The following is a 12,850-nucleotide window of genomic DNA, read 5'->3' on the forward strand; positions in this document are numbered from 1 at the left end:
CGAGCCGCCGGCTACTCGGGACGGTCCTCGGGTGCCACCTCGATGCCCTTCTCCGTGGAGACCGGCGCGACGGAGGCCGACGTGCCGTTCGCCGAGTTCGTCAGCTGGAGCTCCTTGGGAGAGAGCACCGGCGGACGGGTGGAGGGGGTGCGGCGGGAGGAACCGGTCCACGCGGGGCGGGCCGGACGCTTCACGATCGTGGAGAAGATCTCGGCGATCTGCTCCTTGTTCAGCGTTTCCTTCTCCAGCAGCGCGAGGACCAGGTTGTCGAGGACGTCACGGTTCTCGACGAGGATCTCCCAGGCCTCGTTGTGCGCGGTCTCGATGAGCTTCTTGACCTCTTCGTCGACCAGCGCCGCGACCTCTTCCGAGTAGTCCCGCGGGTGCGACATCTCGCGGCCCAGGAACGGCTCGGTGTTGTCGCCGCCGAACTTGATCGCACCGAGGCGCTCGGTCATGCCGTACTGCGTGACCATGGCCCGCGCCGTGGCGGTGGCCTTCTCGATGTCGTTCGCCGCGCCGGTGGTCGGGTCGTGGAAGACCAGCTCCTCGGCCGCGCGCCCGCCCAGCATGTACGCCAGCTGGTCGAGCATCTCGTTGCGCGTGGTCGAGTACTTGTCCTCGTCGGGCAGGACCATGGTGTAACCCAGGGCCCGGCCGCGGGACAGGATCGTGATCTTGTGGACCGGGTCGGAGTTCGGGGAGGCCGCCGCGACCAGGGCGTGTCCGCCCTCGTGGTACGCGGTGATCTTCTTTTCCCGGTCCGACATGATCCGGGTCCGCTTCTGCGGGCCCGCCACGACGCGGTCGATCGCCTCGTCCAGCGAGTGGTTGTCGATCAGCTTCTTGTCCGAGCGGGCCGTGAGCAGCGCGGCCTCGTTCAGGACGTTGGAGAGATCGGCACCGGTGAAGCCGGGCGTGCGACGGGCGACGGCGCCGAGGTCGACGTCCGGGGCGACCGGCTTGCCCTTCTGGTGGACCTTGAGGATCTCCAGACGGCCCTGCATGTCCGGGCGGTCGACCGCGATCTGCCGGTCGAAGCGGCCCGGGCGCAGCAGCGCCGGGTCGAGGATGTCCGGACGGTTCGTGGCGGCGATCAGGATGACGCCGCCCTTCACGTCGAAGCCGTCCATCTCGACCAGCAGCTGGTTGAGGGTCTGCTCGCGCTCGTCGTGACCGCCGCCGAGACCCGCACCGCGGTGCCGGCCGACGGCGTCGATCTCGTCGACGAAGACGATCGCCGGGGCGTTGGCCTTGGCCTGCTCGAACAGGTCACGGACACGCGAGGCACCGACACCGACGAACATCTCGACGAAGTCGGACCCGGAGATCGAGTAGAAGGGGACACCGGCCTCGCCCGCGACGGCGCGCGCCAGCAGGGTCTTACCGGTGCCGGGCGGGCCGTACAGCAGCACGCCCTTGGGGATCTTCGCGCCGACGGCCTGGAACTTCGCCGGCTCCTGGAGGAACTCCTTGATCTCGTGGAGCTCCTCGACGGCCTCGTCCGAACCCGCGACATCGGCGAACGTCGTCTTCGGGGTGTCCTTGGTGATGAGCTTGGCCTTGGACTTCCCGAAGTTCATGACCCGGGAGCCGCCGCCCTGCATCTGGTTCATCAGGAACAGGAAGACGAGGACGATGAGGACGAAGGGCAGGAGCGAGAGCAGCACGCTCAGGAACGGGCTGGTCTTGTCCGGAGTGACGGAGTACCCGTCCGGAATCTGACCGGCGTCGTACTTGGTCTGGAGGCTCTGGGCGAGCTGGACGCCCTGATCCCCGATGTAGTTGGCCTGGAACTTGGTGCCGTCGTGCTTGCCGAGCTTCTCGCCTTGCTTGAGCTCGATCTTGATCATCTGGCTGTCGCCGGTGGTCAGCTTGGCTGTCTCCACCTGGCCACTGTTGATCGCCTTGATGACCTCGCTGGTGTCCACCGACTTGTAGCCGCCGCCGGAGCCGACGACATTCATCAACACGACCACGGCGAGGACGGCCAGCACGATCCACATGACCGGCCCACGGAAGTATCGCTTCACGTCCATCCATACGGGGCGCCAGGCGCCCCGTCCCTCCTGCCCGTAGGTAAATGCTGCTGTGAGTAAAGACTGTTCTTCGGAATGTACCCCTGTATTGTCACCCGCGGCCCCGTGGGACGGCTGACAGACCCGCCTTCCCCTGCTCCAACGGCGGGAATCGCCCCCAGGTTCCCCGCAGGCCTGCCGGGGTTCCCGGGGACGGGAGCGGTGGTGGGATCAGCCGCCGTAGACGTGCGGGGCGAGCGTGCCGACGAACGGCAGGTTGCGGTACTTCTCCGCGTAGTCCAGGCCGTAGCCCACGACGAACTCGTTGGGGATGTCGAAGCCGACCCACTTCACGTCGATCGCGACCTTCGCGGCCTCGGGCTTGCGCAGCAGCGTGACGACCTCCAGGGAGGCCGGCTGGCGGGAGCCCAGGTTCGACAGCAGCCAGGACAGCGTCAGGCCCGAGTCGATGATGTCCTCGACGATCAGGACGTGCTTGTCCTTGATGTCGGTGTCCAGGTCCTTGAGGATCCGCACCACACCGGAGGACTGGGTCCCGGCGCCGTACGAGGACACCGCCATCCAGTCCATGGTGAGCGGGGTGGACAAGGCGCGCGCCAGGTCCGCCATCACCATCACGGCGCCCTTGAGCACACCGACGATGAGCAGGTCCTTGCCCGCGTACTCCGCGTCGATCTTCGCGGCCAGCTCGGCCAGCTTCGCGTCGATCTCTTCCTTGGTGATGAGCACCGACTGGAGGTCGTTGCCCATGTCCTTCTCGTCCACCCGCATCACTTTCGTTGTCGGCCGGGGCTCCGGGGGGCGACCCCGGAGGACTCAGCCGTGTTTCAGCACCAATCAGCCCTGCCGAATGACAAGTCTGCCACCCTGCCGCTGGGCCTCGACCCGGCCGGGCAGGTTGATGGCGCCCTGACCGCGCCATCCGGTGATGAGGCGGTCGACTTCTTCGATGTGGCGGGCGAAGAGGGAACCCGCGGGGGACCCTGCCGCGACCACGGCCCTGCGCAGCACGCGGCGGCGGACGGCCGGGGGCAGGGCGTAGAGCTTGGCGCACTCCAGGCGCCCGTCCGCGTCGCGTACGCCGGTCTCCGCCTCGGCGGCCCAGGCGTCCAGGGCGTCGGCGTCGTCCCGGGAGAGCTGCGCGGTGCGGGCGAGTGCCTCGACGACTCCCTTGCCGAGCGCCTTCTCGAGGGCGGGCAGTCCCTCGTGGCGCAGCCGGGAGCGGGTGTAGGCGGGGTCGATGTTGTGCGGGTCGTCCCAGACGGGGAGGGACTGGACCATGCAGGCCTTGCGGGCGGTCTGCCGGTCGACCTGGAGGAACGGGCGGCGGTAGCGGTTCGTGCGGCCGGCGCTGCCGCCGGAGACCTCGGGCATGCCGGACAGCGAACGGATGCCGGAGCCGCGGGCCAGGCCCAGCAGGACGGTTTCGGCTTGATCGTCCCGGGTGTGGCCGAGCAGCACGGCGGCGGCGCCGAGCCGGTCCGCGGCCTCGTCCAGGGCTCCGTAGCGGGCGTCGCGGGCGGCGGCCTCGGGTCCGCCGTCGCGTCCGACGCGCACGGCGACGGACTCCACCGGGTCGAGGCGGAGTGCGGTCATGCGGGTGACGACCTCGGCGGCACGCAGGTCGGAGCCGGGCTGGAGGCCGTGGTCGACGGTGATGCCACCGGCCCTGATGCCGAGCTTGGGGGCCTCGAAGGCGAGGGCCGAGGCGAGCGCCATGGAATCGGCACCGCCGGAGCAGGCGACGAGGACGAGCGGCGGGTGACCCCCGGCGGCGCGGGAGCGGCCGGGACTGTCGGTGAGATCGGTGAGGACGTCGTGGAGTACGCGGCGGACCGCCAGGCGTATCGCCGCGACCGCAGGATGGGGACCCATGTCCGGTGCCCTTCGATGGTGTTCGGATGCCTCGGAGGCGTTGGGGTGGTGCGCTGGGGTGCTGTTGCCCGGCTGCCCCCCGCGGAACGGGAGGATGTCACTCAGAGTGCGTCGATGGTGACAGAACCGAGCCGTTCCCCGAGCATCGCACGGCCTTCCACGGCCCACGGTCCCTCGGACGGGTGACGCTGCTTCCCCCAGTGAGACATGTTTACGCCCCTTGTGTCACTCCGCTTCGCTCTGTTCGCTCCCCTTGCGGTGCACCCGGGCCACCCAGTCGGCGGGCTTGGCGATCTCCGCCTTGGTCGGCAGCGTGTTCGGGGAGGTCCACACCCGGTTGAAGCCGTCCATGCCGACCTGGCCGACGACGGCGCGGACGAACCGCTCCCCGTCGCGGTACTGGCGCAGCTTGGCGTCGAGGCCCAGCAGCTTGCGCAGGGCGGCGTCGAGCCGGCCCGCCCCGCTGGCCCTGCGCTGCTGGAACTTCTCGCGGATCTCGGCGACCGAGGGCACCACCTGGGGGCCGACCCCGTCCATGACGAAGTCGGCGTGGCCCTCCAGCAGGGACATGACCGCGGTGAGGCGGCTCAGGATCTCGCGCTGCTCGGGGGTCTGCACGAGCTCCACGAGGGAGCGTCCCTCGTCGCCGCTCTCGGCGTCCGGGCGGGCGCCCGCGAAGGACTGGGCGGCCTCGCGGATGCGCTCCAGCACGGTCGAGGGGTCCACCTCGGTGGCCCCGAGAAACGTCTGGATTTCGCCTTCGAGGTGCGCGCGCAGCCACGGGACGGCCGTGAACTGTGTACGGTGCGTCTCCTCGTGCAGGCAGACCCACAGCCGGAAGTCGTGCGGGTGCACGTCCAGCTCGCGCTCGACGTGCACGATGTTGGGCGCGACGAGCAGCAGCCGGCCCCCCGCCGCGGAGGCCGGCAGGTCCCGGGAGACCGGCGCGAAGGTCTCGTACTGGCCGAGGACCCGGGAGGCCAGGAAGCTCAGCAGCATGCCCAGCTCGACGCCGGTGACCTTGCCGCCGACGGCGCCGAGGACGGCTCCGCCGGGGGCGCCCGCGCGGCGGTCCTGCATCTTGCCGAGGAGCGGCTGGAGCAGCTCGCGGAACCCGGCGACGTTGGCCTTGACCCAGCCGGCCCGGTCGACGACCAGGACGGGCGTGTCGGGGACGGCCGACCCCTCGGGGATCATCCGGGTGAACTCGCGCACGTGCCGTTCCGAGGTCCTGGCGTGCCGCCGCAGCTCCGCCACGACGGCGCGCGCCTCGTCCCGGGTGACCTCCGGGCCGGGTCGCACCAGCCGGGTCGCGGTCGCCACCGCGAGGTTCCAGTCGACCATCTCCGCACCACTGATGCTCGTCATGCGTCAACCGTACGTGGACCGGCCCTTCTGCGGACCCCCTACGAAGCGGTCGCCACGGCCGCGGCGAGCTTGTCGAGGGCCTTCTCCGCGCCCTCGGGGCCGGGGCTGTTCGCCGTGAGGAAGGCGAAGGCGAGGAGTCGGCCGGAGGAGTCGACGACGGTCCCGGCGAGGGAGTTCACCCCCGTCAGGGTGCCGGTCTTGGCCCGGAGCAGGCCGGCGGCCGGGGAGCTGCCGGCGTTGCGGGCCCTCAGGGTCCCGGTGAATCCGGCGACGGGCAGTCCGGTGAGGACCGGCCGCAGCTCCGGGCGCCCTGGGTCGGCGGCCTTGACGAGGAGCCCGGTCAGCAGGCCGGCGCTGACCTTGTCGGCTCGGCCCAGACCGCTGCCGTCGGCGAAGCGCGAGCCGGCCGTGTCGATGCCGAGGGCGGCGAGCCGGTCGGTGACGGCCTGCTCGGCGCCCTCGAAGCTCGCGGGGCGGCCGGAGGCCAGGGCGGTCTGCCGGGCGAGGGCCTCGGCGATGTCGTTGTCGCTGTTGGTCAGCATCCGCTCGACGAGCCCGGCCACCGGGGTGGAGAGGGTGACGGCCAGCGGCTGGACCCCGGCGGCGGCCTTGGCCCGGGCCGGTGCGGCGGTGACCTTGATGCCGCGTTCCCCCAGCAGGGTGCGGAAGGCCCGCGCGGCCTCCCCGGAGGGGTCCTCGGTCCGGTCCGCGGGCCCGGACGTGGAGTCGTCGGAGCGGCCCTCGTCGGCCGCCAGGGCGGTCACGGGAGCGATGTTGGGGTTGAGGCCGATCGGGTGGCGGGCCGGTCCGCTGTAGAGGCTGTCGTCGTAGGCCAGGGTCACCGTGTCGGTGCCTGCAGCCTTGAGGGCCTGCGCGGTGTCGCCGGCGAGGGCGACGAGGCTGCCGCCGGATCCGGCGGGGCTCTTCTTCTTCGCGGTGAGCGAGGGGTCGCCGCCGCCGACCAGGACGATCTGTCCGAGGGCGGTGCCGGGCATGACGGTCGTCCTGATCCGGTGCTCGGGCCCGAGGGCGGCGAGCACGGCCGCTGCGGTGGCGATCTTGACGGTGGACGCGGGGGTCATCGCGTCCCGCGCCCCGGATTCGTAGAGGACCTGCCCGGTGGCGGTGTCGACGACGGACGCGGTACGGACGCTGCCGAGCGCGGGATCGGCGAGCAGCGGCTTCAGCACGGCGGCCAGGCCCCCGGCGGAGGCGGGCTCGGCGGGGGCGGCGGACTGCCCGCGCAGGGCGCCGGGGCCGATCCCGCCGAGCACCCCGGGGGCACTGGGCGCGGCCTGCGGCAGGCCCCCGGAACCGGGCCCGACGCCGTGATCTGCGCCACCCGTACGGTCCCAGGAGGCGGCCCTGTCCCGCTCGGCCTTACGCTGGCCGGAGTCCCAAGGACCGGCGGCGGCCACCGCTGCCACCGACAGGGCCAGGCCGGCGACGGCCGAACCCGCGATGAGCTGCCACGTCTTGTCGAATGGCACCTCGGACCAGCCCCTTTCGCGATCACACATCTGCGTGAGGGACACTTAACCACTGCGTCTTGCCGCGAGCATGGCACCCCACCCGGCAGGGCTGGGGCGGACGCGCGCGCAGGTGAATCAACGCAGTCTCGAAGCAATGCAGCTGATCATGGAGGAGCAGGACGTGGAGTTCGACGTCACCATCGAGATCCCCAAGGGTTCGCGGAACAAGTACGAGGTGGACCACGAGACCGGCCGGATCCGTCTGGACCGTCGCCTCTTCACCTCGACCAGCTACCCGGCCGACTACGGCTTCGTCGAGAACACCCTCGGCGAGGACGGCGACCCGCTGGACGCGCTGGTCATCCTCGACGAGCCGACCTTCCCGGGCTGCCTGATCAAGTGCCGCGCCATCGGCATGTTCCGCATGACGGACGAGGCGGGCGGCGACGACAAGCTGCTGTGCGTGCCGGCCTCCGACCCGCGTGTCGAGCACCTGCGCGACATCCACCACGTGTCCGAGTTCGACCGCCTGGAGATCCAGCACTTCTTCGAGGTCTACAAGGACCTGGAGCCGGGCAAGTCCGTCGAGGGCGCGAACTGGGTCGGCCGCACCGAGGCCGAGGCCGAGATCGAGGCCTCGTACAAGCGCCTGGAGGCGCAGGGCGGCCACCACTGAGCTCGCGCTCGGCGGTAACGGGCCGGGGCACTGCCCCGCGCCTCTTGTGACATGGCGGGCGGTACCCCTCGGGGTGCCGCCCGCCGTCGCGTTCCCGGGCCGCTGCGGTCCGGGAACGGCCCGGCCGGGTATGCGGTGGGAGGAAACGATTCCGCATACTGATACCCCGGGTGATCACGGACTGGAGGACGCGTGGCGGAGGCCGACGGGGCACAGGACAGGAAGCCCCAGTCCGACGAGGCGCACAGCGCCTTCACGGCGCCGCCCGGGATGGAGCCGGAGGCTCTGGAGGAGGACCAGCCCACCTCCGAATTCGCCCTTCCGGCGGGCACCGAACCGGCGCAGGCCGAGCCGGAGGGGTCGGCCTTCGCCGCCCCCGCCACCTACCGGGCCTCGCAGTCCCCGCCCGCCTACACCCCCGGCCAGGGCTTCCCCGTCGCGCAGATGAAGGAATCGCCCTGGCAGGACCGCATGCGCACGATGCTGCGCATGCCGGTCGACATCCGGCCCATGCCCGAGCCGGTGCAGCGGCAGAGCGAGACCGGCCCCGCCGTGGGCCGCGTGCTCGACCTGACCCTGCGCATCGGCGAGCTGCTGCTCGCGGGCGGCGAGGGCGCAGAGGACGTGGAGGCCGCGATGTTCGCGGTGGCCCGCTCCTACGGGCTGGACCGCTGCGAGCCGACCGTCACCTTCACCATGTTGTCGATCACCCATCACCCGTCGCTGGTGGGCGACCCGGTCTCGGCCAGCCGGACCGTGCGCCGCCGCGGCACCGACTACAACCGGCTCGCGGCCGTCTTCCGGCTCGTGGACGACATCAGCGCCCACGAGATCGACGTGACGCTGGAGGAGGCCTACCGGCGCCTCGCCGAGATCCGCCGCAACCGGCACCCGTACCCCGGCTGGATGCTCACGGCCTCCGCCGGACTGCTCGCCGGCGCCGCCTCCACGCTCGTCGGCGGCGGGGTCCTCGTCTTCTTCGCCGCCGCGATCGGAGCGGTCCTCGGCGACCGCCTGGCCTGGCTGTGCGCCGGGCGCGGTCTGCCCGAGTTCTACCAGTTCGTGGTCGCCGCGATGCCGCCCGCCGCCCTCGGGGTCGCGCTCAACATGACCGGGATCGACGTCAAGGCCTCCGCCGTGATCACCGGCGGGCTGTTCGCGCTGCTGCCGGGACGGGCCGTGGTCGCGGCCGTGCAGGACGGCCTGACCGGCTACTACATCACCGCGTCGGCCCGGCTGCTGGAGGTCATGTACCTCTTCATCGGCATCATCATGGGCGTGCTGGTGGTGCTCTACGTGGGCCTGCAGTTCGACGCCTCGCCGCGGCCGGAGGAGGTCCTGCAGATCCAGCAGCGGCCGCTGATCCAGATCGCCGCCTCGATGGTGCTGGTGTTCACCTTCGCGATCCTGCTCCAGCAGGAACGCTCCACCGTGTTGATCGTGACGCTGAACGGCGCGGTCGCCTGGGTCACCTTCGGGGCCCTGCACTACGCGGGGGGCATCCCGCCCGTCCCGTCCACGGCCATCGCCGCCGGACTGGTGGGCCTCTTCGGGCAGCTCTTCTCCCGCTACCGCTTCGCCTCCGCCCTGCCGTACGTGACGGCCGCCATCGGCCCCCTGCTGCCCGGCTCGGCGGTGTACTACGGGCTGCTGCTGATCGCCGAGAACCGGCTGAACGAGGGCCTGGGCTCGCTGGTGAACGCCGCGGCCATCGCGCTGGCCATCGCCATCGGGGTCAACCTCGGGTCGGAGGCCTCGCGGCTGTTCATGCGCATCCCGGGGGCCGCGAGCGCCGCCAAGCGCCGTGCGGCGAAGCGGACCCGAGGCTTCTGAGCGGCACGGGGCGGCCGGGCGGCACGAGCGGGCCCGTCCGGCCCCTGCGGGGCCCGAGCAGGCCCGTGCGGCCCGCCCCGGGTACGCGTACGCCCCGGAGACCCTCACGGATCTCCGGGGCGGTACGGGCGTACGGACGGTGCCGCGGGCGGCGGCGGTCAGCGCTTGGCGTGGCGGCCGCGCGCGCCCGGGGCCTGCGGGCCCGAGCCGTCGGCGGCGGTCACCGCGGGCGCCTCGGCGGCCGCGTTCGCCTTGCCCTCCTTGCGGGCCTTGAGGACCTCGAAGACCACCGGGATGACCGACACCAGGACGATGCCCACGAGGATCGGCTCGACGTTCGTCTTGATGAACTCGATCTGCCCGAGCCAGTAGCCGGCGATCGTGACGCCCGCGCCCCAGCCGATGCCGCCGATGATGTTGTACGTCAGGAAGGTGCGGTACTTCATCGAGCCGGCGCCCGCGACCATCGGGGCGAAGGTGCGGATGATCGGCACGAAGCGGGCGAGCACGATGGCCTTCGGCCCGTGCCTGTCCATGAACTCGTGCGCCTTGTCCAGGTTCTCCCGCTTGAAGAGCTTGGAGTTCGGCCGGTTGAAGAGCTTCGGTCCGAAGAACTTGCCGATCATGTAGCCGACCTGGTCACCGATGATCGCGGCGGCCACGATCAGGGTGCAGACCAGCCACAGCGGCTGCTTGATGTACTGACCGTCCGCGACCAGCAGGCCCGCCGTGAACAGCAGGGAGTCGCCGGGGAGGAACGCGAAGAGTCCGGACTCGGCGAAGACGATGACCAGGATGCCGATCAGGCCGAAGTGCGAGATCAGATAGTCCGGGGACAGCCACGTAGGGCCGAGCGCAAGCGTATACACGGGTTCCGGGCTCTCCTGGATCAGGGGTGTGCTGCGGGACGGGCGGTTTTCAATTATCAACGCACACGACCCCCGCCCGGTTCCAGGTACCGGAGGGGGTCGCTTGCGTGATATTCCGCTTACACGCTGCGCACGCCGTTGGCGAGGATCGCGTCCCGCAGGTGCTCGGCGAGACCCGGCTTCATCGCGTCGTAGAACGCTGTGAACCGCTCGTCCGCCACGTACATCTCGCCGAGGCAGGTGTGCATCTCGTACGGGCAGTCATAGAACCACTTGCTGATGTGCCGGCGGTGCTCCTCGGCCAGGTCCATCGCCCGCTCGCCGTCGGCGGGTTCGCCCGCCTCCATGAGCGCCACGTAGCGGCGGCCCCAGTCGGCGGACTCGTCCTGGATCCGCTGCCAGTCGTCCTTCGTGTACGAGGCCGCCCGGCGCTGCGACTCGGCGTACGCCTCGGTGTCGCCCCAGCGCTCCTCGACCTCCTGGGCGTACTGCTCGGGGTCGTCGTCCCCGAAGACCTCGAACTTCTCCTCGGGCGTGAGGTTGATGCCCATCTTCTTCGCCTCCATGGCGTGCTCAACGGCCTTGGCCATCTGCTGGAGCCGGTCGATCCGGTCGATCAGCAGGGCATGCTGCCGGCGCAGATGCTCCCGCGGATCCGTCTCCGGGTCGTCCAGCAGGACCGCGACCTCGTCGAGGGGGAAGCCGAGCTCCCGGTAGAACAGGATCCGCTGCAGCCGGTCCAGGTCGGCGTCGTCGTACCGCCGGTGTCCCGCGTGGCTGCGGCCGCTCGGGGAGAGCAGACCGATCTCGTCGTAGTGGTGCAGGGTGCGCACCGTGACTCCGGCGAAACCGGCGACCTGGCCCACGGAGAAGCCCATTTCTTCCCTCCTCTGCTCGGGTACGCCCTTCACTGTGGTCCCTCACGTGGCGTGAGGTGCAAGTCCTCTTCGGCGGCTACCTGCTCAGGCCCCGGTAGCGGCCCACCGCCAGCGGGAAGAAGACCGCGAGCAGCAGGAGCGGCCACGCGACCGCCAGCAGGGCCGCGTGGTCGGCGGCCCACGAGGGGGGCGCCGCGGCCGGGTTGGCGAACAGGTCGCGGACTGCGGTGGCCGTCGCCGAGAGCGGGTTCCATTCCACCACCGCGCCCAGCCAGCCCGGCATCGACTCCGGCGTGGCGAACGCGTTGGACAGGAAGCCCACCGGCCACACCAGGATCTGCACCGCCTGCACCAGCTCCGGCCGGCCCGCGACCATGCCGAGCCAGATCCCGATCCACAGCATCGCGAAGCGCAGCAGCAGGAGCAGCCCGAAGGCGAGCAGGGCGGCGGCCGCGCCGCCGTGCCAGCGCCAGCCGAGCAGCAGCCCGACCGCGGCCAGGACCAGCAGTCCGACGGCCGACTGGAGCATGTCGGCGGCGCTGCGGCCCACCAGGACCGCCGAGGAGGACATCGGCATGGCGCGGAGGCGGTCGATCACCCCCTTGTTCAGGTCCTGGGTGACGGCCGTCAGGGTGGCCTCCAGCCCGAAGACCATGGTGAGGGCGAGCATCCCCGGGACCAGGAACTCGACGTACTCGCCGTCGATGCCTCGGCCGCCGCCCACCAGGAAGCCGAACATCAGCAGCATCATCACGGGGAAGACCAGGCCGACGAGCATCTGGACCGGCTGGCGCGCCCAGTGCGCGAGCTCGCGCCGGGTCATCGTCCAGGAGTCCGAGACCACCCATGCCGCGCTCATGCGGCCACCTCCTGGCGGTCGGTCAGGTGCAGGAAGACCTCGTCCAGCGTGGGGCGCCGGACGGCGAGGTCGGCGGCCTCGACGCCCGCCTCCTCCAGCGTCCGCAGGGTCCGGGCCAGGCCTGCCATGCGGTCCTCCACCGGGAAGCTCAGGGTCAGGGTGTCGGGGTCGACGGTGGGGTCGGGAAGCAGCCGCGCGGCCTCCGCCAGCCGGGCCGCGTCCCGCAGGACGACGACGATCCGGTCGGCCCCGACCAGGGCCTTGAGTTCGTCGGCCGTGCCCTCGGCCGCGACCCGGCCGCCGTCGATCAGGGCGATCCGGTCGGCCAGCTGGTCGGCCTCCTCCAGGTACTGCGTGGTGAGCAGGACGGTGGTGCCGCCGCCGACCAGGGAGCGGACCGCGCTCCACACCTCGGCGCGGCCGCGCGGGTCGAGGCCGGTGGTCGGCTCGTCCAGGAACAGCACCTGCGGGTCCGTGATCAGGGAGGCGGCGAGGTCGAGCCGGCGCCGCATGCCGCCGCTGTACTGCTTGACCGCCTTGCGGCCGGTGTCCGCGAGGCCGAAGCGCTCCAGCAGTTCGTCGGCCCGCAGCCCGGCCCGGCGGGCGCCCAGGTGGTGGAGGCGGCCGAACATCTCCAGGTTCTGCCGCCCGGCCAGTTCCTCGTCGAGCGCCGCGTGCTGGCCGAGCAGCCCGATCCGCGAGCGGACGGCTGCCGGGTCCGTGCGCACGTCGTGGCCCGCCACCCGGACCACCCCCTCGTCGTGGCGGAGCAGGGTGCTCATGATCCGCACGGCCGTGGTCTTGCCTGCCCCGTTGGGGCCGAGCACCGCGTGCACGGTGCCGGGCGCCACCTCCAGGTCGAGCCCGGCCAGCGCGGGTTTGTCGCCGTACCGCTTGTGGACACCTTCGACGGAGATCGCCAAAACCACTCCTCCGTTAGTCAAATTTGATTAGCTGCGGGCGCCCAAGGTAATGCCCGCC

At 71.3% G+C, this 12,850-nt stretch carries 11 protein-coding genes; 2 read left to right on the forward strand and 9 right to left on the reverse strand.

From position 1 onward, the window contains the following. Positions 1 to 11: 11 nt before the first annotated feature. The 5 genes from ftsH to dacB all read right to left on the reverse strand — a co-directional run bounded on the left by ftsH (position 12) and on the right by dacB (position 6,802). Positions 12 to 2,039 carry an ATP-dependent zinc metalloprotease FtsH gene (gene ftsH, locus ACWGE1_RS00220; RefSeq protein ID WP_453418314.1) on the reverse strand — a complete coding sequence of 676 codons (2,028 nt, stop codon included), beginning with the start codon at positions 2,037 to 2,039 and terminating at the stop codon, positions 12 to 14. 210 nt (positions 2,040 to 2,249) lie between these two features. Continuing rightward, a complete protein-coding gene (gene hpt / locus ACWGE1_RS00225) occupies positions 2,250 to 2,810 on the reverse strand; it encodes a hypoxanthine phosphoribosyltransferase (protein WP_030010907.1) in 561 nt (186 codons plus the stop codon). 66 nt (positions 2,811 to 2,876) lie between these two features. After that, a complete protein-coding gene (gene tilS, locus ACWGE1_RS00230; protein WP_453418315.1) occupies positions 2,877 to 3,914 on the reverse strand; it encodes a tRNA lysidine(34) synthetase TilS in 1,038 nt (345 codons plus the stop codon). 225 nt (positions 3,915 to 4,139) lie between these two features. Beyond that, positions 4,140 to 5,282, reverse strand: a complete 1,143-nt coding sequence (locus ACWGE1_RS00235; protein ID WP_453418316.1) for a zinc-dependent metalloprotease — start codon at positions 5,280 to 5,282, stop codon at positions 4,140 to 4,142. 38 nt (positions 5,283 to 5,320) lie between these two features. After that, positions 5,321 to 6,802 (reverse strand): D-alanyl-D-alanine carboxypeptidase/D-alanyl-D-alanine endopeptidase, encoded by a 1,482-nt coding sequence (gene dacB / locus ACWGE1_RS00240; protein WP_453418317.1) that lies wholly within the window; start codon positions 6,800 to 6,802, stop codon positions 5,321 to 5,323. A gap of 133 nt (positions 6,803 to 6,935) precedes the next feature. On the opposite strand from dacB, the gene ACWGE1_RS00245 reads away from it, so the two are divergent. Together ACWGE1_RS00245 and ACWGE1_RS00250 are read left to right on the forward strand one after the other, a co-directional pair. Beyond that, positions 6,936 to 7,430: an inorganic diphosphatase gene (locus ACWGE1_RS00245; RefSeq protein ID WP_008742522.1), complete on the forward strand. Its 495-nt coding sequence runs from the start codon at positions 6,936 to 6,938 to the stop codon at positions 7,428 to 7,430. Between the two features lie 192 nt (positions 7,431 to 7,622). Further along, entirely contained in the window at positions 7,623 to 9,263 is a 1,641-nt protein-coding gene (locus tag ACWGE1_RS00250) for a threonine/serine ThrE exporter family protein (protein ID WP_453418318.1), read from the forward strand. 158 nt (positions 9,264 to 9,421) lie between these two features. On the opposite strand, the gene ACWGE1_RS00255 is transcribed toward ACWGE1_RS00250, so the two are convergent. The 4 genes from ACWGE1_RS00255 to ACWGE1_RS00270 form a co-directional block, all read right to left on the reverse strand. Next, on the reverse strand, positions 9,422 to 10,132 hold the full coding sequence (locus ACWGE1_RS00255; RefSeq protein ID WP_453418319.1) for a VTT domain-containing protein: 711 nt from the start codon (positions 10,130 to 10,132) through the stop codon (positions 9,422 to 9,424). A gap of 119 nt (positions 10,133 to 10,251) precedes the next feature. Continuing rightward, on the reverse strand, positions 10,252 to 11,010 hold the full coding sequence (locus tag ACWGE1_RS00260) for a MerR family transcriptional regulator (RefSeq protein ID WP_453418320.1): 759 nt from the start codon (positions 11,008 to 11,010) through the stop codon (positions 10,252 to 10,254). 76 nt (positions 11,011 to 11,086) lie between these two features. Beyond that, a complete protein-coding gene (locus ACWGE1_RS00265) occupies positions 11,087 to 11,869 on the reverse strand; it encodes an ABC transporter permease (RefSeq protein WP_453418321.1) in 783 nt (260 codons plus the stop codon). Next, positions 11,866 to 12,798 carry an ATP-binding cassette domain-containing protein gene (locus ACWGE1_RS00270; protein WP_453418322.1) on the reverse strand — a complete coding sequence of 311 codons (933 nt, stop codon included), beginning with the start codon at positions 12,796 to 12,798 and terminating at the stop codon, positions 11,866 to 11,868. Before ACWGE1_RS00270 ends, ACWGE1_RS00265 begins: the two co-directional genes overlap by 4 nt. Positions 12,799 to 12,850 lie beyond the last annotated feature (52 nt).

This window comes from Streptomyces sp. NPDC054932, assembly GCF_053610205.1.

Excerpts from the sequence above, each read along its gene's own strand:
- hpt (WP_030010907.1), bottom strand. The coding sequence starts at position 2,810 with ATGCGGGTGGACGAGAAGGACATGGGCAACGACCTCCAGTCGGTGCTC.
- ftsH (WP_453418314.1), bottom strand. The coding sequence starts at position 2,039 with ATGGACGTGAAGCGATACTTCCGTGGGCCGGTCATGTGGATCGTGCTG.
- ACWGE1_RS00235 (WP_453418316.1), bottom strand. The coding sequence starts at position 5,282 with ATGACGAGCATCAGTGGTGCGGAGATGGTCGACTGGAACCTCGCGGTG.
- ACWGE1_RS00260 (WP_453418320.1), bottom strand. The coding sequence starts at position 11,010 with ATGGGCTTCTCCGTGGGCCAGGTCGCCGGTTTCGCCGGAGTCACGGTG.
- ACWGE1_RS00265 (WP_453418321.1), bottom strand. The coding sequence starts at position 11,869 with ATGAGCGCGGCATGGGTGGTCTCGGACTCCTGGACGATGACCCGGCGC.
- dacB (WP_453418317.1), bottom strand. The coding sequence starts at position 6,802 with ATGTGTGATCGCGAAAGGGGCTGGTCCGAGGTGCCATTCGACAAGACG.
- tilS (WP_453418315.1), bottom strand. The coding sequence starts at position 3,914 with ATGGGTCCCCATCCTGCGGTCGCGGCGATACGCCTGGCGGTCCGCCGC.